The organism is Nocardia higoensis NBRC 100133 (assembly GCF_000308595.1).
GTDB classification, from domain to species: Bacteria; Actinomycetota; Actinomycetes; order Mycobacteriales; family Mycobacteriaceae; genus Nocardia; species Nocardia higoensis.
This window is the reverse complement of record NZ_BAGA01000017.1, coordinates 1-18,220: the sequence shown is the minus strand read 5'-3', so window position 1 is coordinate 18,220 and position 18,220 is coordinate 1. Positions and strand designations below refer to the sequence as shown.

Annotated in this window: 18 protein-coding genes; 9 read left to right on the top strand and 9 right to left on the bottom strand. The window is 68.9% G+C overall.

The annotated features are described in order from the left end of the window. Positions 1-5: 5 nt before the first annotated feature. From ON26_RS02480 to ON26_RS02465, 4 genes are all read right to left on the bottom strand, one after another. A complete protein-coding gene (locus tag ON26_RS02480) occupies positions 6-857 on the bottom strand; it encodes an MlaE family ABC transporter permease (protein ID WP_040794306.1) in 852 nt (283 codons plus the stop codon). 4 nt (positions 858-861) lie between these two features. Beyond that, positions 862-1,626, bottom strand: a complete 765-nt coding sequence (locus tag ON26_RS02475; protein ID WP_040794305.1) for an MlaE family ABC transporter permease — start codon at positions 1,624-1,626, stop codon at positions 862-864. A 367-nt stretch (positions 1,627-1,993) separates the two neighbouring features. Next, on the bottom strand, positions 1,994-2,899 hold the full coding sequence (locus tag ON26_RS02470) for a 3-oxoacyl-ACP reductase (RefSeq protein ID WP_040794304.1): 906 nt from the start codon (positions 2,897-2,899) through the stop codon (positions 1,994-1,996). 43 nt (positions 2,900-2,942) lie between these two features. Beyond that, positions 2,943-3,131, bottom strand: a complete 189-nt coding sequence (locus tag ON26_RS02465) for a ferredoxin (protein ID WP_040794303.1) — start codon at positions 3,129-3,131, stop codon at positions 2,943-2,945. A 172-nt stretch (positions 3,132-3,303) separates the two neighbouring features. Between ON26_RS02465 and ON26_RS02460 the strand changes: the two genes are divergently transcribed. Both ON26_RS02460 and ON26_RS02455 read left to right on the top strand, forming a co-directional pair. Continuing rightward, positions 3,304-4,497, top strand: a complete 1,194-nt coding sequence (locus tag ON26_RS02460) for an acyl-CoA dehydrogenase family protein (protein WP_040794302.1) — start codon at positions 3,304-3,306, stop codon at positions 4,495-4,497. A 20-nt stretch (positions 4,498-4,517) separates the two neighbouring features. Continuing rightward, complete coding sequence (locus ON26_RS02455; protein WP_040794301.1) at positions 4,518-5,621, top strand: acyl-CoA dehydrogenase family protein; 1,104 nt, start codon at positions 4,518-4,520, stop codon at positions 5,619-5,621. A 127-nt stretch (positions 5,622-5,748) separates the two neighbouring features. Here ON26_RS02455 and ON26_RS02450 read toward each other — a convergent pair whose 3' ends face one another. Beyond that, entirely contained in the window at positions 5,749-6,549 is an 801-nt protein-coding gene (locus ON26_RS02450) for an acyl-CoA thioesterase domain-containing protein (protein ID WP_040794300.1), read from the bottom strand. A 74-nt stretch (positions 6,550-6,623) separates the two neighbouring features. Beyond that, entirely contained in the window at positions 6,624-8,288 is a 1,665-nt protein-coding gene (locus ON26_RS02445; protein ID WP_040794299.1) for an acyl-CoA synthetase, read from the bottom strand. A 62-nt stretch (positions 8,289-8,350) separates the two neighbouring features. Here ON26_RS02445 and ON26_RS02440 point away from each other — a divergent pair, with 62 nt between their 5' ends. Continuing rightward, positions 8,351-9,196: a crotonase/enoyl-CoA hydratase family protein gene (locus tag ON26_RS02440; protein ID WP_040794298.1), complete on the top strand. Its 846-nt coding sequence runs from the start codon at positions 8,351-8,353 to the stop codon at positions 9,194-9,196. Between the two features lie 36 nt (positions 9,197-9,232). Here ON26_RS02440 and ON26_RS02435 read toward each other — a convergent pair whose 3' ends face one another. Continuing rightward, complete coding sequence (locus tag ON26_RS02435; protein ID WP_040794297.1) at positions 9,233-9,649, bottom strand: VOC family protein; 417 nt, start codon at positions 9,647-9,649, stop codon at positions 9,233-9,235. A 128-nt stretch (positions 9,650-9,777) separates the two neighbouring features. Between ON26_RS02435 and ON26_RS02430 the strand changes: the two genes are divergently transcribed. After that, complete coding sequence (locus ON26_RS02430) at positions 9,778-10,803, top strand: sigma-70 family RNA polymerase sigma factor (protein ID WP_051026572.1); 1,026 nt, start codon at positions 9,778-9,780, stop codon at positions 10,801-10,803. Positions 10,804-10,867: 64 nt separating this feature from the next. Here ON26_RS02430 and ON26_RS02425 read toward each other — a convergent pair whose 3' ends face one another. Both ON26_RS02425 and ON26_RS02420 read right to left on the bottom strand, forming a co-directional pair. After that, complete coding sequence (locus ON26_RS02425; protein ID WP_040794296.1) at positions 10,868-12,421, bottom strand: acyl-CoA synthetase; 1,554 nt, start codon at positions 12,419-12,421, stop codon at positions 10,868-10,870. A 22-nt stretch (positions 12,422-12,443) separates the two neighbouring features. Beyond that, entirely contained in the window at positions 12,444-13,481 is a 1,038-nt protein-coding gene (locus ON26_RS02420; protein ID WP_040794295.1) for an LLM class F420-dependent oxidoreductase, read from the bottom strand. 218 nt (positions 13,482-13,699) lie between these two features. Between ON26_RS02420 and ON26_RS02415 the strand changes: the two genes are divergently transcribed. From ON26_RS02415 to ON26_RS02395, 5 genes are read left to right on the top strand one after another with little or no spacing between them, the layout of a single operon-like run. Further along, positions 13,700-14,626 carry a Zn-ribbon domain-containing OB-fold protein gene (locus ON26_RS02415; RefSeq protein WP_051026570.1) on the top strand — a complete coding sequence of 309 codons (927 nt, stop codon included), beginning with the start codon at positions 13,700-13,702 and terminating at the stop codon, positions 14,624-14,626. 12 nt (positions 14,627-14,638) lie between these two features. Further along, the gene (locus tag ON26_RS02410) at positions 14,639-15,679 is read left to right on the top strand and encodes a thiolase family protein (protein ID WP_040794294.1); all 1,041 of its coding nucleotides are present in this window, start codon (positions 14,639-14,641) and stop codon (positions 15,677-15,679) included. After that, complete coding sequence (locus ON26_RS02405) at positions 15,676-16,848, top strand: thiolase family protein (protein WP_040794293.1); 1,173 nt, start codon at positions 15,676-15,678, stop codon at positions 16,846-16,848. Before ON26_RS02410 ends, ON26_RS02405 begins: the two co-directional genes overlap by 4 nt. Next, positions 16,845-17,744 carry a TIGR03619 family F420-dependent LLM class oxidoreductase gene (locus ON26_RS02400; protein ID WP_040794316.1) on the top strand — a complete coding sequence of 300 codons (900 nt, stop codon included), beginning with the start codon at positions 16,845-16,847 and terminating at the stop codon, positions 17,742-17,744. The genes ON26_RS02405 and ON26_RS02400 overlap by 4 nt, the downstream gene beginning before the upstream one ends. Further along, the gene (locus ON26_RS02395) at positions 17,741-18,160 is read left to right on the top strand and encodes a nuclear transport factor 2 family protein (RefSeq protein ID WP_040794292.1); all 420 of its coding nucleotides are present in this window, start codon (positions 17,741-17,743) and stop codon (positions 18,158-18,160) included. Before ON26_RS02400 ends, ON26_RS02395 begins: the two co-directional genes overlap by 4 nt. The last annotated feature ends 60 nt before the right edge of the window (positions 18,161-18,220 follow it).

Here is an 18,220-nt window from a genome sequence, read left to right as displayed (position 1 = left end):
CCCGTCTACCCGGAGAGGTGGAAGTTGCCGGAGGTGCCGTAGATGGCCAGCGACATCAGCAGCGTCACCGTGACCACCGCGACCAGCGAGGCGCGCACCGCATTGCCGACCGCGACGCCGACCCCGACCGGGCCGCCCGCGGCGAAATATCCGTAGTAGGTGTGAATCATCATGACCGCCAACGCCATCAGGATCGCCTGGACGAACGACCACAGGATGTCGCTGGGGATCAGGAAGGTCGAGAAGTAGTGGTCGTAGACGCCCGCCGACTGGCCGTAGATGACCACCGTGGCGAAACGCGCCGCGAAGAACGAGGCGATCACCGCCAGTGCGTACAGCGGCACGATCGCGATCATCCCGGCCAGCACCCTGGTGCCGATCAGGTACGGCACCGGGCGGATCGCCATCACCTCGAGCGCGTCGATCTCCTCGGAGACCCGCATGGCGCCGAGCTGCGCGGTCGAACCGGCCCCGATGGTGGCCGCCAGGCCGATGCCGGAGATCACCGGCGCGGCGATACGCACGTTGAGGAACGCCGAGAAGAAGCCGGTCAGCGCCTCGACGCCGATATTGCCCAGCGAGCTGTACCCCTGTACGGCGATGGTGCCGCCGGAGAACAGCGTCAGGAAGCCGACGATCACCACGGTGCCGCCGATGACAGCGAGCGCCCCGGTGCCCATGGAGATCTCGGCGATCAGCCGGATGACCTCGGTGCGGTAGTGCACCAGTGCGCGCGGGATGGAGGCCAGCGCCCTGGCGTAGAACACCGCGTGCTTGCCCATGGTGTCCAGCGAGTCGGAGAACCGGCGCACGCGCCGCACCATCTTCGGGAAGCGGGACTGGATCACGAAGGACATCGCGTCACCGCACCGAGAACTTGATGCCGACCGCGGTGACCACCACGTTCACCACGAACAGTGCCATGAAGGCGAAGACGACGGTCTGGTTCACCGCATCACCGACACTCTTGGGACCGCCTTTGACGTTCAGGCCGAGATAACAGGCCACCAGCCCGGCGATCAGCCCGAACAGCCCGGCCTTCACCTCGGAGATGATCAACTCGGGCAGATGGGTCAGCAGGGTGATGCCGTTGACGAAGGCGCCCGGATTCACGTCCTGCAGGAACACCGAGAACAGGAACCCGCCGACGATGCCGATCGTGCACACCAGGCTGTTGAGCATGAGTGCGACGAACATCGAGGCGAGCACGCGCGGAACGACCAACCGCTGCACCGGGTCGATGCCCAGCACCCGCATGGCGTCGATCTCCTCGCGGATGGTGCGTGCGCCGAGGTCGGCGCAGATGGCCGTGGCGCCCGCGCCTGCCACGATGAGCACCGTGACGATCGGGCCGACCTGGGTCACCGCACCGAAGGCGGCGCCGGCGCCGCTGAGGTCGGCGGCGCCGATCTCACGCAGCAGGATATTCAGCGTGAAGCTCACCAGAACGGTGAACGGGATCGCCACCAGCAGGGTCGGCACGATCGAGACGCGTGCGATGAACCAGGACTGATCGATGAACTCACGCGCTTGGAAGGGCCTGCGGAAACTCGCTCGAGCGACATCGGCGCAGAGTTCGAAGAACCCGCCGACGGCCCGGAGCGGAACGGCAAGGACCTCGTTCATCCGCGATCCTCCTAGCTCACTGAAGCGTTTACGGCGCACGGCACGACCCATCGCCGTGGCCGCTTCGCCGTGATGATTAGAACACGTTCATATATGGAATGGTGCCTTTTTCTCACATTTGACCTGCAATTTGTCGAATCTCAGTCCGCAAAATTTGAAACAGGTATCAGCACCGTGTCCAGCACGTTTCCCGGGTGGACAACCGGCACCGACTGTGACACCGGGCACAGCACATGGACACACATGTCTACCAAGCGGCGGACCCCGGATCAACAAATGGACAAATGATCAGTTGCCCGTGTCCGAGCTGCCACCCGACTGTGACACGACACAGTCGAGCGACCCCCGCGGCGCGCAGCGGATGTGGCTAACCGAGATCCTTCAGCGACGAGGCCGAGAAGCTCCGATCGGCCGGCCGCTCGGCGAAGTATCCGCCCAGCGTGTGCGCCATTTCCTGGGGATCCCAGGCATCACCGGCGGCATCGAAGCGCTGCTCGACCACGGGGGCGGCCATCAACGCGACCATCGGCCCGTAGACCACGAACAGCTGCCCGTTCACCCGCTCCGCCGCCGGCGAGGCCAGGTATGCCACCAGGTTCGCCACATGATCGGGCGAGAGCGGATCGACTCCGCCCTCGGGCGCGTCGCTGAAGACCGCGGCGGTCATCGCGGTCCTGGCGCGCGGCGCGATCGCGTTGGCCCGCACGCCGTAGCGCGCGAGCACCCGCGAGGCCGACAGCGTCAGCGCGGTGATGCCGGCCTTGGCCGCGCCGTAGTTCGCCTGACCTTCCGGACCGAGCAATCCCGCCTCGGACGAGGTATTGACGAGCCGGCCGTACACCGGCGCTCCCGTCGCCTTGGATTTGCCGCGCCAATACGCGGCGGCATTGCGGGTCAGCAGGAAATGTCCGCGCAGGTGCACCGCGATCACCGCGTCGAATTCCTCGTCGGACATGTTGAACAGCATCCGGTCGCGCGTGATGCCCGCGTTGTTGACCACGATGTCGACGCCGCCGAACGATTGTTCGGCGGTTTCGATCAGCGCGTCGGCGGTGGCGCGCTCGGCGATACTGCCCGCGACGAATTCCGCCTTGGCGCCCAGGTCCCGGATCTCGGCCAGCGTTTCGGCCACGGCCTCGTTCTCGGCGAGGTCGTTGATCACCACCGAGGCACCCGCGCGGGCCAGTGCCAGCGCCTCTGCCTTGCCGAGTCCCGCACCCGCACCGGTCACCAGGGCCACCCGACCCGCCAAGCTCAGATTCGTTTCGCTCACCGGGCCGACTTTAGAACGTGTTCCTATCGGTGACAAGAACCGATCACAGCAGCTTCAGCGCGGCCTTCGGGCACTGCGCCACCGCGTCCTCCACCTCGGCGCGCCGATCGGCGGGCACCTCGTCGGCGAGGATGTGCAGCTGGTCGTCGTCGTCGAGTTCGAACACGTCGGGGGCGAATCCGACGCAGATTCCGTTGGCCTCGCACTGGTCGAGATCGACGCTGACCTTCATGACTTCTCCTTCACACCCGACTTCGTCGCCAGATTACAAGCCGAGGCGGGCACGCGCGCCCGCATCGGCCGGATTGCCCGGCAATACTGGAACATGTTTCAGTCGATGTGCAATTATCGGGACAACGTCGGTTCCGCCCCGGACGCCCGCCGCCACGACACGAGGTCTCACCATGCGCATCGCGTACACGCCGCAGCAAGAGGAGCTCCGCGCCCAGCTGCGCGACTACTTCGCCCGGCTGATCACCCCGGAACGGCGCGCGGCGCTCAGTTCCACCACCGGCGAGTACGGCGAGGGCGATGTGTACCGCGAGGTCGTGCGCGATATGGGCCGCGACGGCTGGCTCGCGCTGGGCTGGCCGAAGGAATTCGGCGGCCAGGACCGCCCCACGATGGACCAGCTGATCTTCACCGACGAGGCGGCCATCGCGGGCGCGCCGGTGCCGTTCCTGACCATCAATTCGGTGGCCCCGACGATCATGCATTACGGCAGCGAGGAGCAGAAGAAATTCTTCCTGCCCAGGATCGCCGCGGGCGAACTGCATTTCTCCATCGGCTACTCCGAGCCCGGCGCGGGCACCGACCTGGCCGCGCTGCGCACCACCGCGGTCCGCGACGGCGACGACTACGTGATCAACGGCCAGAAGATGTGGACCAGCCTGGTCGCCTACGCCGACTACATCTGGCTGGCGGTGCGCACCGATCCGACCGCCAAGAAGCACAAGGGCATCAGCATGCTCATCGTGCCCGCCGACGCCGAGGGCTTCTCCTGGACGCCGGTGCACACCATGGCGGGCCCGGACACCAGCGCCACCTACTACCAGGACGTGCGAGTACCGGTCAGCTCGCGCGTCGGCCCGGAGAACGGCGGCTGGGCGCTGGTCACCAACCAGCTCAACCACGAGCGCGTCGCGCTGACCTCCGCGGGCTCGCTGATGACCGGCCTGGCCCAGACTCTGCGGTGGGCGCGCGAGACGAAGACCGCCGACGGCTCCCGGGTGATCGACCAGGAATGGGTGCGGGTGAAGCTGGCCGAGGTGCACGCCAAGGTCGAGTACCTCAAGCTGCTGAACTGGGAGATCGCCAGCCGCGCCGACGCGGGCGGCGAGGCGGCGCCCAAGCCCTGGGACGCCTCGACCTGCAAGGTCTACGGCACCGAGCTGGCCACCGAGGCCTACCGGCTGCTGATGGAGGTGCTCGGTCCGCAGGCCTGTCTGCGCCAGGACTCGGCGGGCGCGCAACTGCGCGGCAGGCTCGAACGCCTGCACCGCGCCGCGCTCATCCTCACCTTCGGCGGCGGCACCAACGAGGTGCAGCGCGACATCATCGCCATGACCGCCCTGCGCCAGCCTGCCTCGGCCCGCTGAACCGGAAAGGTAGCCACACCATGGATTTCACCCCCACCGAGGGCCAACTCGACCTCGCCGCACTGACCGGCGATGTGTGCGCGAAGCTGGTGACGGCCGACCGGTTGCGCGAACTCGACGCCCCCGCGCGATTCGACGAACAGCTGTGGAACGCGCTCGCCGAGACCGGCATCCTGTCGGCCACCCTGCCCGAGGAGGTCGGCGGCAACGGCTTGGGCGCCCTCGAGGAGTTCGCGGTGCTGCGCGAACTCGGCAAGGTGGTGGCCGCGGTGCCCTACCTGTGGTCGGTGGTCGTCGGCGCGGACACGCTGGCCCGCGTCGGCTCGCCCGAGCAGCGCGACCTGGCTCGCCGAGCGGGCACCGGCTCCGACATCGTCAGCGCCGCGCTGATCGAGGAGTTCAACTACCGCCCCGAGGCGCCCGCCACCGTCGCCGCCGAGAGCGCGGACGGCTGGCGGCTGACCGGCACCAAGATCACCGTGCCCTACGCCGACCGCGCCGCGCGGCTGCTGGTGTCCGCCCAGGTGGCCGGCTCCCCCGCCGTGTTCCTGGTCGATCCGGCGGCCGAGGGCGTGCGGATCACCGCACAGCAGGTCGTCGACCTCAGCGCGGAGTTCATCGTCGAATTCGCCGACGCCCCGGCCGAACTCGTGGGTTCGCTCGCCGACGGCGCGGCGGTCCTGGACCGGCTGCTCACCCGCGCCTGGTTCGCGCTGAGCGCCCAGCAGCTGGGCACCCTGGAACGCGCGCTGGACCTGGTCGCGGGTTACGCCAGGGAACGCGAACAGTTCGGCAAGCCGATCGGCAGCTTCCAGGCCGTCGCCCAGCGTCTGTCCGACGCCTACATCGATGTGCAGGGCCTGCGCCTGGCCGTGACCCAGGCGGCCTGGCGGCTGGCCGAGGGCCTGCCCGCCGCCGAGGCCGTGCACACCGCCAAGTTCTGGGCCGCCGACGCGGGCCACCGGGTCGCCCACACCGTCGTGCACATCCACGGCGGCGTCGGCATCGACCGCGACCACATCGTGCACAACTACTTCACCGCCGCCAAGCACAACGAGTTCGCCCTCGGCGGAGCCACCGACCACCTGCGCGCCCTTGGCGCCCTGCTGGCCGACCCGGCCTGACGCATAGCCCGGCGCGCGCGAGACGCCGGAGCCGCCCGGACAGTTCCCCGGCGGTTCCGTCGTGTGCGCGGTCATGGCGGCATCGGCGAGGGCGTGAGTCGAGCGGGCCGCGGCCCGGCGCGGCGGCTCAGTGCCGCGAGAAGTCCACCTGCGCAGCGGGATTCGCCACGGCCGTGGTGACACCCGCACCGAACGGCCCGTCCTCGTCGAACAGCGTGGCATTGCCGACCGCGACGCCGTCCGCGCTGAAGTGGTTCTCGGCCTGCACGCCGATCGCGCCGCCGCGCGGCAGCCTGCTCAGGACCAGGGTGAGGTCGCCGTTGATGTAGCCGACGCCCCGCTGCCCCCAGTTGGTCAGCATGCTGGTGGACTCGCCGACGGTCGCCACGGTGGCCAGCACATTCGGCTCCGCACCGAGGATCACCGGAAACGGCCGCTGCCAGGTGCGCTTGCGCTGATCGTTCTGATGACCGCCCAGCCGGTGCGACCATCCGGCGGGATCCTCGCCGCTGTTCCACAGATACGACACCGGCCCGCCGCGTAGCTCGGCCGGCGGCGGCGCGGGGACCTCTCCGCGCGTCCACACCTCCCCCGGCGGCTGCTCGGAGGGCCGCAGGAACACCGCGGTGGCCCGGGCCACCGCACGGCCCTCCTGGAGCAACTGGGCGTCGGCCACGGCGATGCGCGACCCGCGGCGGACCTCCACGGTGGTGACCTCGAGCGGCTTGCGCAGCGTCGCGCGGAACAGGTCGACGGTGAGCCGCGCCGGGACGAACCCGTCCGGCCGGTGCGCGGCATCGAGTTCACCGCCGAGCAGGCCGCAGATCGCGGGCCCGTTGACCATGTCCGGCGACCACGCGCCCACCGCGGCGGGCAGCGGCTCGAAACCACGGTCGGTGCGCTCGAAGAACGCAGGCGGAATATCCATCTCACTCCTGTCCGCCGCCGGGCGCGAAAAGGCCGCCGCGTCGTGACGCGGCGGCCCGTCGACCCGTCGGCCTGCTACTGCTGTGCCGGTTGCTTCGCGCCCGCCTCGGCGTGCTCGTCGGCCGGTCGCGCTTCGGTCTGCTCCTTGGCCCAGCGGTAATCCGGCTTGCCCGCGGGCGAGCGCTTGATCTCCTCGACGAACCAGAGGCTACGCGGATGCTTGTAGGAGGCGATCTCCTGGGTGAGGATCGGCCGCAACTCCTCGATGCTCGGGCGGTTGCCGCCGCGGCACTGCACGACCGCGCAGACCCGCTGTCCCCAGCGCTCGTCCTCGACGCCGACGACCAACGCGTCGAAGATCTCCGGGTGCGCCTTGAGCGCGCCCTCGACCTCCTCCGGGTAGATCTTCTCGCCGCCGGAGTTGATGCTCACCGAGCCGCGTCCGAGCATGGTGACGGTGCCGTCCTCCTCCACCCGCGCGAAGTCGCCGGGGATGGAGTAGCGGATGCCGTTGAACTCCTTGAACGTCGCCGCGGTCTTGGCCTCGTCCTTGTAGTAGCCGAGCGGGATGTGGCCGCTGCGCGCCAGGACGCCGACCTGACCGGAACCGGGCGTCACCGGGTTGCCCTCGTCGTCGATCACCGCGGTGGAGGCGTCGATCTTCACGCGCGGCCCGCCGGTGTGCGTCGAGCCTTTGGCGGCCATACCGATGCCGGCGAACCCGGTCTCGGAGGAGCCGATCGAGTCGGTGATGACCCGGTTGGGCAGCAGGTCCAGGTACTTGTCCTTGATGGCGGGCGAGAACAGCGCCGCGCTGCTGGCGATCGCGTACAGGGTGCTCGGCTCGTAGGGCTTGCCGGTCTCGGGATGGCCTTCGATCAGCGCGTCCAGCATCGGCCTTGCCATGGCGTCGCCGGTGATGAACAGAACGTTCACGCCGTGCCGCTCGATGGCCTGCCAGACGCCGTGCCCGCTGAACTCCGGCAGCATGACGACCTTGCCGCCGGCGAACAGGCTCTGGAAGCTGGCCCACTGCGAGCCGCCGTGGATCATCGGCGGTATCGGATAGCGGGTCAGCACGCCGCCCGCCTGGCCTTCCTTGGCCAGATCCCACTCGTCGGCGACGCGTTCGCCGGTCATGAAGTTGATGCCGCCGCCGAGGACCCGCCAGACGTCTTCCTGCCGCCACATGACGCCCTTGGGCAGGCCGGTGGTGCCGCCGGTGTAGAGCATGTAGAGGTCGTCGGGCGAGCGTTCGCCGAACTCGCGCGCAGCGGAGGACCGCGCCAGCGCCGCTTCGTATTCGACCGAATCGGCTGCGGTCGCGATGGTGCCGGTCGTATCGTCGTCGACGACGATCACGGTGTGCAGCTGCGGCGTCCTGGCCCGCACCGCGGCCACCTTGTCGCTGTAGCGACGCTCGTGGATCAGCGCGACCATGTCCGAATTGTCGAAGATGTATTGCAACTCGTTCTCGACGTACCGGTAGTTGACGTTGATCATCACCGCGCGGGCCTTGAAGACCGCAACCATGGCCTCGGCGGCCTCGATGGTGTTGCGCGAGTAGATGCCCACCTTGTCACCCGGCTTCACACCGTGTTCCAGCAGGTAGTTGGCCAGTTTGTTGGCTCGCTCCTCCAGCTGCGCGTAAGTCACCTCACGGGCGTCGTCGACCAGAGCGACGCGATCGGGCATGAGGTCGATGGCATGTTCGACGAGGTCCGCTATGTTGTAGCTCACACCCTCAAAATAGAACGTGTTACTGTTTCTGACAAGACTCGAGAAGTCAGGAGAACGAAGTCATGACCTCAGAAGCGGCAGCCGGGCACGCGGTGCCGGAAGAAGCGACTCCCCCGAGTCCTTCGGATCCGCACTGCCTCGTCGAGCAGCGCGGTCACGTCCTGATCGTCACGATGAACCGGCCCGAGGCGCGCAACGCGCTGTCGGCGGAGATGATGGCGATCATGCGCGACGCCTGGGATCGGGTGGACAGCGATCCGGACATCCGCGTGGCGATCCTGACCGGCGCCGGCGGCGCGTTCTGCGCGGGCATGGATCTCAAGGCGATGAACGCCCGGCCGCCGGGTGACTCGTTCAAGGGCGGCGGCTGGGATCTCACCCGCTTCGACGCCCTGCTCAAGGGCCGCAGGCTCACCAAGCCGCTCATCGCGGCGGTCGAGGGGCCCGCTATCGCGGGCGGTACCGAGATCCTGCAGGGCACCGACATCCGGGTGGCCGGCGAGAGCGCGAAATTCGGTGTCTCCGAGGCGCGTTGGGGCCTGTTCCCGCTCGGCGGCTCCGCGGTGCGGCTGGTCCGCCAGATCCCGTACACCATCGCCGCGGAAATCCTGCTCACCGGCCGCCATCTACTCGCGGCCGAGGCCAAGGAGATCGGCCTGATCGGCCATGTGGTCCCGGACGGCACCGCGCTGGACAAGGCACTGGAGTTGGCCGATCAGATCGCGGCCAACGGACCGCTGGCCGTGCAGGCCATCCTGCGTACCATCCGCGACACCGAGGGCCTGCACGAGGAGGAGGCCTTCAAGATCGAGGCGAAATTCGGCGCCGAAGTCTTCGCCTCCGCCGATGCCAAGGAGGGCCCGCGGGCCTTCGCCGAGAAGCGCAAGGCCACTTTCACCGGACAGTGAGAGCACGGGCGTCGCAGGCGGGGCGCCCGCCGCCCGCTAGGCGCCCGGGTAATCCATCCAGAACGGCTCCCACTGGTGGCCGTCCGGGTCGAGGAAGGTGCGCCCGTGCATGCCGACCTCGGCTTCCTGGGCGCGCTTGTCCTCGTTGACCTCCTCGCTTCCGCCCGCCGCCACCGCGGCCTCGGTCAGCGCGTCGACCTCCGCCGCGCTGCCGAGCGAGAGGGCGTAGCCCGCGCCGGCCGCCGCGCCGGTATCGGCGACCGGGCGGCGGGTGAAGGTCTGGAAGTACTGCCTGGTCAACAGCATCACGCAGATGTTGTCGTCGACCACGATGCAGGCCGCGTTGTCGTCGGTGAAGTCCTCGTTCAGCTTCCAGCCCAGCGACTGGTAGAAGTCCTTGGACCGGGCCAGATCGGCGACCGGAAGATTGACGAAGATCATCTTGCTGCTCATAGCGGTTTCCTCTCACACACGCTGTCGATGTCATAGGTGCAGACGGAGACCCCCGGGTCGATTCATCGGTCGCGGCGCGACGTTTCATACCCTGTTTCCTGTCGGTGGGCTGTGGCATCGTCGTCGCCATGACCGACACGGCTGGTTCGACCACCGCCACGGCCGACGCGAGCGTGCTCGCCGCGTTCGAATCCCACCGGCGGGAACTGTGCGCCTATGCGTACCGCATGCTCGGCTCCTCTTTCGAGGCCGAGGACGCGGTGCAGGAGACCTTCACCCGGGCATGGAAGTCCTACGGCTCCTTCCAGGGCCGCGCCAGCCTGCGGTCCTGGCTCTACAAGATCGCGACGAACGTCTGCCTGGACATGCTCGACGGTCCGCAGCGCCGGGCCAGGCCGATGGATCTGTCCGGGCCGTCCCGGCCGGATGCGCCGCTGCCCGCCCCGCAGCCGGATTACGTGTGGGTCGAACCGATTCCGAACGCCCTCGCCTTCGGCGCCGACCCGGCCGAGCACGTTACCGCCAAGGACTCTTTACGACTGGCCTTCGTGGCCGCCTGCCAGCACCTGCCCGCCACCCAGCGCGCCATCCTGATCATGCGCGAGGTGCTGCGCTTCTCCGCGAGCGAGACGGCCGATGCGCTGATGATGTCCCCCGCCTCGGTCAACAGCGCCCTGCAACGGGCGCGCGCCACCATGGCCAAGGTGCGCCCGGCCGACAGCGACGCCTACGACGAGGCCGACGAGGGCAGGCGCAGACTCGTCGACGAATTCGTCACCGCCTTCGAGGCCTACGACATGGACGCGCTGACAGCGCTGTTGAAAGCCGATGTGGCCCTGTCCATGCCGCCGATCGAGCTATGGATCAGCGGGCCGGAGAACGTCGCCGCGTTCATGCTCGGCACCGGCTCGGCCTGCGAGGGCTCGCGGCTGGTCCGGCTCGACGGCGCCAACGGGCTGCCCGCTTTCGGCCACTACAAGCCGACCGAGACCCCCGGCGTCTATGCGCCGTGGTCGATCACCGTGCTGGAGCTGTCCGGTGGCTCGATCAGCGGCCTGAACTTCTTCCTGGACACCGAGCGGCTGTTCCCGCTGTTCGGCCTGCCGATGGAACTGCGCGACGAAGCCGCGGCCGGGGAGAGCGCATCGTCCTGAGCGTCCCCCGGCCGCGGCTGAGAGTTCCGCCGCGGCCGGGGGCCCCGACCGCGGTAACGCGACTTCAGGACGCCGGCACGTAGCGTTCGCGCAGCTTGCGCTTGTAGAGCTTGCCGTTCGGATCGCGCGGCAGCTCGTCGAGGTAGTCGATCGACCGCGGCATCTTGTACTTGGCCAGGCGCTCGGCAGCGAAGGCGAGCAGTTCGGCGGTGAGTTCCTCGCCGCCTGTCACACCCTCGGCGGGCTGCACGACCGCCTTGACCTCCTGGCCCCAATCCTCGTGCGGGATACCGAAGACCGCGACGTCGGCGACCTTCGGATGGGTGATGAGCACGGTCTCGACCTCGGCCGGGTAGATGTTGACGCCACCGGAGAGGATGAGGTCCGAGCGACGGTCGCACAGGAACAGGTAGCCGTCCTCGTCGAGGTAGCCGATGTCACCGACGGTGAACAGGTCGCCGACCCGCGACTCGTCGGTCTTGGCCTTGTCGTGGTGGTATTCGAAGCTGGAAGCGCCCATCTTCATGTAGACCAGGCCGGTCTCACCGGGCGGCAGCTCCGAGCCGTCGGTCTCGCTGAGCACCTTGATCACCGAGTACGGCCACGACTTGCCCACCGACCCCTGCTTCTGCAGCCATTCCGCGCCGGAGATGACCGTGCCGCCGCCCTCGGTCGCCGCGTAGTACTCGGTGACCGTCGGCCCCCACCACTCCAGCATGGCGAGCTTGGTCTCCCTGGGGCACGGCGCGGCGCCGTGCACCATGCTGCGCAGCGAGGACACGTCGTACTTCGCGCGCACTTCCTCGGGCAGTGCGAGCAGTCGGTGGAACTGGGTGGGCACCATGTGGCTGTGGGTGACGCGATGCTTGTCGATGAGCCGCAGCATCTCCTCCGCGGTCCACTTGTCCATCAGAACGACCTTGTGCCCCAACTGGATCGAGATGGTGGCGAAGTTGAGCACCGCGGTGTGGTAGAGCGGCGAACCGCAGATGTGCACGTGGTCGTCGTAGGGCCCGAGGCCGAACAGGGCGAAGAACGAGGTGTTCGCGACCGATACCACGTCCGGGTCGGCCCCGGTGAGCGGCCGCCGAACTCCCTTGGGGCGCCCGGTGGTTCCCGAGGTGTAGAGCATCGGCGCGCCGGTGGTGCGCTCCTGCGGCCTGCCGGCATCGGCGTCGCCCAGTTCCGACAGCGGGGTGAAGCCGTCGATCTCGCCGACCGAGAAGCGCGCGGAAGCGGGCAGGCCCGCCTCGTCGGCGGCAGCGGACGCGGCCGCGGCGAAGCGGTCACTGGCGAAGAACGCCTTGGCCTCGCTGTCGCCGAGGATGTAGGCGACCTCGGGGCCGGTCAGGTGCCAGTTCACGGCCACGATGTAGAGACCGGACTGGTAGGCCGCGAAGTAGATCGCGATGGCCTCCGCACAGTTGTGCACCATGCTCACCAGCACGTCGCCGGTACGCAGACCGAGATCGTGCAATCCGGCGGCGTAGCGGTTCGCCAGATCGGCCAGTTCGCGATAACTCACCTCCCGTCCCGACGGATCGACCAACGCCACCCGATCGGGCTCGGCGGCGGCGATGTTCCAAAGACCGAGAATTTCTGACTCCTGCGTCGTCACCCCATCGAATTTAGAACGTGTTCTACCGATCGACAAGGGGTGCGAGCTTGGCGAGATGTTCGACATCGGGAGCCGACACCAACATCATGGTCACCCCGGCCGCCTCCCAGACCTTCAACCGCTCGCGCACATGGGCCTCGTCGCCGATGATCGCGGTGTCCAGGATCAGCTCGTCGGGCACCGCCGCGGCGGCCTCCACCTTGCGCCCGGCCCGGAACAGCGCACCGATCTCGTCGACCTCGCGGTCGTAGCCCATCCGCCGGTAGACCTGGGCATGGAAGTTCATCTCCGGCGCGCCCATGCCGCCGATGTAGAGCGCCATGATCCAGCGCATCCGCTCGAGCTCGGCCGCCGGATCGTCGGTGATGACCACCTGGCAACTCGCGGCGATCTCGAAATCCTCGCGGGAGCGGCGGGCGCCCGGCCGGGCAAAACCCTCGTCCAGCCAGGAGTGGTACATATCGGCCAGCCGCGGAGCGAAGTAGATCGCCAGCCAGCCGTCGGCGATCTCGGCGGTCAGCGCCACATTCTTCGGGCCCTCCGAGCCCAGCCAGATCGGCAGATCCGCACGTAGCGGGTGCACGATCGGCTTGAGCGGCTTGCCGAGACCGGTGGCGCCCTGGCCCGTGTAGGGCAGCGGATAGTGCGGGCCGTCGCTGGTCACCGGGGCCTCGCGGGCGAGCACCTTGCGGATGATCTCGACGTACTCGCGGGTGCGCTGCAACGGCTTGGCGAACGGCTGCCCGTACCAGCCCTCCACCACCTGTGGGCCGGATACGCCGAGTCCGAGCACCGCCCGGCCGCCGCTGAGGTGGTCGAGTGTCAGCGCGTGCATGGCGGTGGCCGCCGGGGTGCGCGCCGACATCTGCACCACCGAGGTGCCCAACCGCACCCGCTCGGTGCGCGAGCCCCACCACGTCAGCGGGCCGAAGGCGTCCGAGCCCCAGGATTCGGCCGCGAAAACGGCGTCGAATCCGGCCTCCTCGGCGGCCATCACCAGCTCGCCCGCGTTGGCGGGCGGCTGCGCCATCCAATATCCGAGTTGTAGTCCGAACTTCATGATCGACCCTTTCCGCAGGCTTCTGCTTGCCACCAGAATAAGAACCTGTTCTACTCGAATGTGTGACCGAGGGGAATAGCGCGTCCGGCGTCGTCGCGGCGTCCGAAGGCCACGTCCACGCAACCCCGGACGGTGCCCCCACCACTACTGTCACCGCCGAGAAAGGGCCGGAATTGGACACCAGGACGGCACCCGATGTGCTGAGCGCGCCCCTGCGGATGCGCTTCGACTACACCCGCTCGGTCGGGCCGACCATCGGCGCGTTCCTCACCGGGCTGCGCGGCCGCAAGGTCGTCGGCGCGCGCGGGAGCGACGGCCGGGTGATCGTCCCGCCGCCGGAATACGATCCCGTGAGCAATCTGCCGCTCACCGAATTCGTCGACGTGGCCGATGTGGGCACCGTCTCCACCTGGACCTGGGTGCGCGAACCGCAGCCCGGCCAGCCCTTCGACCGCCCGTTCGCCTGGGCGCTGATCACCCTCGACGGCGCCGACTCCGCCCTGCTGCACGCGGTGGACGTGGAGTCCCCCGAGCAGATCCACACCGGCCTGCGGGTGCGGGCGCGCTGGGCGGCCGAGACCACCGGCGACATCAAGGACATCGTCTGCTTCGAGCCGGGTGACGAAAGCGTCGGTGCGGCAACGACGTCCGACGACAGCACCGAGCCGGTCACCATGATCACCACGCCGGTCGATCTGTCCTACAAGCACACCGCCTCCCCGCAGGAGACGGTGTATCTGCGCGGTCTGGCCGAGGGCAAGCTGATCGGCGCGCGCACCGACGCCGGCGGCAAGGTCTACTTCCCGCCGCGCGGCGCCGAGCCGACCTCCGGCAGGCCGACCGAGGAATACATCGAACTGTCCGACCACGGCACGGTCACCACCTTCTGCATCGTCAACGTGCCCTTCCTCGGCCAGCGCATCAAGCCGCCCTATGTGGCGGCCTACGTGCTGCTCGACGGCGCCGACATCCCGGTCCTGCACCTGGTGCTGGGCTGCGAGGCGAGCGAGGTCCGGATGGGCATGCGTGTGAAGGCGGTCTGGAAACCGCGCGAGCAGTGGGGCCACGGGCTCGAGAACGTGGACCACTTCGAGCCCAGCGGTGAGCCCGACGCCGACTACGAGACCTACAAGCACCATCTCTGAGAGGCGAGCACGTTGACCGACAACTCCACCGACATCGCGGTCGTGGGTTTCGCCCACGCGCCGCACGTGCCGGAGACCTTCGGCACCACCAACGGTGTCGAGATGCTGGTGCCCTGCTTCCAGCAGCTCTACACCGAACTCGGAATCACCAAGTCCGACATCGACTTCTGGTGCTCGGGCTCCTCGGACTACCTGGCCGGGCGCGCCTTCTCGTTCATCTCCGCGGTCGACTCCATCGGCGCGGTGCCGCCGATCAACGAATCGCACGTGGAGATGGACGCGGCCTGGGCGCTCTACGAGGCGTTCGTGAAGCTGAAGTCCGGCCAGGCGCAGACCGCCCTGGTCTACGGCTTCGGCAAGTCCTCGGCAGGCAGCCTGCGCCGCGTGCTGACCATGCAGCTCGACCCCTATCTGGTCGCCCCGCTGTGGCCGGACTCGCTGTCCATCGCGGGCCTGCAGGCCCGCGCGGGCATCGACGCGGGCCGCTGGAGCGAACGCGACATGGCCGCCGTGGCCGCCGGCGAATCCGGTGACCTCGACGCCCTGCTCGACACGCCGTATGTCGCGGATCCGCTACGCGCCCACGACGTCGCGCCGATCACCGACGGCGCGGCCGCGATCGTGCTCGCCACCGGCGACCGGGCCCGCGAGCTGCGCGAGCGTCCCGCCTGGATCACCGCGATGGCCCATCGCATCGACTCCCCCGTGCTCGGCGCGCGCGATCTGACCGTCTCGCCCTCGGCCGCCGCGGCCGCCCAGGCCGCGACCGGCGGCGATGTGAGCGGTTTCGACCTGGCCGAACTGCACGCCCCGTTCAGCCATCAGCAGCTCATCCTCACCGAGGCCTTCGGCCTGAAACCGGAGACCAGGATCAACCCCTCCGGTGGCGCGCTGGCCGCGAACCCGATGTTCGCCGCCGGCCTCGAGCGCATCGGCTATGCGGCCACGGCGATCATGACCGGCACCGCAGGCCGCGCTCTCGCCCACGCCACCAGCGGCCCGGTGCTGCAGCAGAACCTTGTGACCGTCCTGGATTCGGAGGCGAGCCGATGAGCTTCCCGGCCGCGGTGCTCGGCACCGGACAAACCCATCACGTGACGAAGCGCCACGATGTGTCGATGGCGGGCATGTGCCGCGAAGCCATCGATCGCGCGCTCACCGATTCCGGCCTCACCATCGCCGATATCGACGCCGTGGTGGTCGGCAAGGCCCCCGACATGTTCGAGGGCGTCATGATGCCGGAGCTCTACCTCGCCGACGCGCTCGGCGCGACCGGCAAGCCGCTGCTGCGCGTGCACACCGCCGGTTCGGTGGGCGGCTCGACCGGCATCGTGGCCGCGAACCTGGTACAGGCGGGCGTGCACAAGCGGGTGCTGGCCATCGCGTGGGAGAAGCAGTCGGAGTCGAACGCCATGTGGGCGTTGTCGATCCCGGTTCCGTTCACCATGCCGGTCGGCGCGGGCGCGGGCGGCTACTTCGCCCCGCACGTGCGCTCCTACATCCGCCGCTCCAACGCGCCCACCCATATCGGCGCGATGGTCGCGGTCAAGGATCGCCGCAACGGCGCCAAGAACCCGCTCGCCCACCTGCAGCAGGCCGACATCACCCTGGAGAAGGTGCTGGAGTCCCAGATGCTCTGGGATCCCATTCGTTTCGACGAGACCTGCCCCTCCTCCGACGGCGCGTGCGCGATCGTCATCGGCGACGCCGAGGCCGCCGAGAAGGTGGAGTCCGAGGGCCGCAAGGTCGCCTGGATCCACGCCACCGCCATGCGCACCGAGCCGACCACCTTCGCGGGCCGCGACCATGTGAACCCGCAGGCGGGCCAGGCCGCGGCCGCGGCGCTGTGGGAGGCCGCGGGCATCACCGATCCGCTCGAGGAGATCGACGCCGCCGAGATCTACGTGCCGTTCTCCTGGTTCGAGCCGATGTGGCTGGAGAACCTCGGCTTCGCCGCACCGGGCGAGGGCTGGAAGCTCACCGAGAAGGGCGAGACCGAGATCGGCGGCAGGCTGCCGGTGAACCCGTCCGGCGGCGTGCTCTCCTCCAACCCGATCGGCGCGTCCGGGATGATCCGCTTCGCCGAGGCCGCCAAACAGGTCATGGGCCGGGCGGGCGACTACCAGGTCGCCGGGGCGCGCAAGGCGCTCGGCCACGCGTACGGCGGTGGCTCGCAGTACTTCTCGATGTGGGTGGTCGGCTCGGATCGGCCGGGCGCATGACCCGCCCCCTGCAGTTCACGCTGGGAATCGCGCTCAGCCCGCTCGAGCAACTGGGCGAGCTGGCGCGCACCGCCGAGGAATGCGGTTACACCTCGATCGCGCTGCCGGACTCGCTGTTCTACATGAAGTCGGCGGCGGCGAAGTATCCCTACACCGCCGACGGCGCCCGGTTCTGGGGCCCGGACACCCCGTGGGTCGATCCGCTGATCGCCGCCGCCTCGATGGCGGCGGTGACCACCCGGCTGCGCTTCTACACCAACGTCCTCAAGCTGGGCTCGCGCAATCCCCTGTTGCTGGCCAGGCAGGTCGGCTCGGTGGCGAACCTGACGAACAACCGCTTCGGCTTCGGCGTCGGGATCGGCTGGGCGCCGGAGGAATTCGAGTGGTGCGGGCAGCCCTACGCCCGCCGCGGCGCCCGGGTCGACGAGATGATCGAAGTCATCAAACTGGTGTTGGGCGGCGGCATGGTCGAATTCCACGGGGACTTCTACGACTTCGACGAACTGCAGATGAGCCCGGCCCCGAGCGAGCCGGTGCCCTTCTACATCGGCGGCCACACCGACGTGGCGCTGCGCCGCGCGGCCCGGGTCGGCGACGGCTGGACCTCGGCCATGATGACCTTCGCCGAACTCACCGACACCATCGGCAAGCTCGACGCCCTGCGCGCCGAGTACGGTCGCTCCGAGGATCCGTTCGAGATCCAAGCGGTCTGCGTCGACAAGGCGGGCCGCGAGGGCTACCAGGATCTCGCCGACGCGGGCGTGACCGACGCGATCGTCATTCCCTGGCTGTTCGACGGCATCGGCTTCGACGGCGAGCTCGCCGCCAAGCAGGACTCGCTGCGCCGCTTCGCCGAGCAATACATCGCCGATCCGATCCACGGGAAGGCGCGATGACCACACTCACCGAACACCCCGCGCGCGCCGCGGGCCTGGCTTCCCAGGCCGCCGTACGCTCCCGCGACAAGCTCGCCTGGCTGTCGCTGTTCGCCGCCGACGGTGTCGTCGAGGATCCCATCGGTCCCTCCGGTTTCGATCCCGAGGGCAAGGGGCACCACGGCCTCGACGCCATCGGCGCGTTCTGGGACACCGCCATCGCGCCGACCGAGTCCATCGAGTTCCTCTTCGAGGACTCCTTCGCCTGCGGGAACGAGGTCGCCTTCACCGGCCTCATCCGCACCACCCTCGGCGGGCACCTCATCGACGCCGAGGGCGTGTTCACCTACCGGGTCGACGCCGAGGGCAAGATCGCGGCGCTGCGCGCCTACTGGGAGCTCGACCGGGCCATGAAGACCGCCCGACCGGCCGGCTGACCCCAGCTCGATCCGGCACCGTCGCCGGATAATCGAAGGCCCTCGGATCGACGCGGCTCC

Coding starts and splice junctions, on each gene's coding strand:
- ON26_RS02480 (WP_040794306.1), bottom strand. CDS start 857: ATGTCCTTCGTGATCCAGTCCCGCTTCCCGAAGATGGTGCGGCGCGTG.
- ON26_RS02475 (WP_040794305.1), bottom strand. CDS start 1,626: ATGAACGAGGTCCTTGCCGTTCCGCTCCGGGCCGTCGGCGGGTTCTTC.
- ON26_RS02465 (WP_040794303.1), bottom strand. CDS start 3,131: ATGAAGGTCAGCGTCGATCTCGACCAGTGCGAGGCCAACGGAATCTGC.
- ON26_RS02460 (WP_040794302.1), top strand. CDS start 3,304: ATGCGCATCGCGTACACGCCGCAGCAAGAGGAGCTCCGCGCCCAGCTG.
- ON26_RS02455 (WP_040794301.1), top strand. CDS start 4,518: ATGGATTTCACCCCCACCGAGGGCCAACTCGACCTCGCCGCACTGACC.
- ON26_RS02450 (WP_040794300.1), bottom strand. CDS start 6,549: ATGGATATTCCGCCTGCGTTCTTCGAGCGCACCGACCGTGGTTTCGAG.
- ON26_RS02440 (WP_040794298.1), top strand. CDS start 8,351: ATGACCTCAGAAGCGGCAGCCGGGCACGCGGTGCCGGAAGAAGCGACT.
- ON26_RS02435 (WP_040794297.1), bottom strand. CDS start 9,649: ATGAGCAGCAAGATGATCTTCGTCAATCTTCCGGTCGCCGATCTGGCC.
- ON26_RS02430 (WP_051026572.1), top strand. CDS start 9,778: ATGACCGACACGGCTGGTTCGACCACCGCCACGGCCGACGCGAGCGTG.
- ON26_RS02420 (WP_040794295.1), bottom strand. CDS start 13,481: ATGAAGTTCGGACTACAACTCGGATATTGGATGGCGCAGCCGCCCGCC.
- ON26_RS02415 (WP_051026570.1), top strand. CDS start 13,700: ATGCGCTTCGACTACACCCGCTCGGTCGGGCCGACCATCGGCGCGTTC.
- ON26_RS02405 (WP_040794293.1), top strand. CDS start 15,676: ATGAGCTTCCCGGCCGCGGTGCTCGGCACCGGACAAACCCATCACGTG.
- ON26_RS02400 (WP_040794316.1), top strand. CDS start 16,845: ATGACCCGCCCCCTGCAGTTCACGCTGGGAATCGCGCTCAGCCCGCTC.
- ON26_RS02395 (WP_040794292.1), top strand. CDS start 17,741: ATGACCACACTCACCGAACACCCCGCGCGCGCCGCGGGCCTGGCTTCC.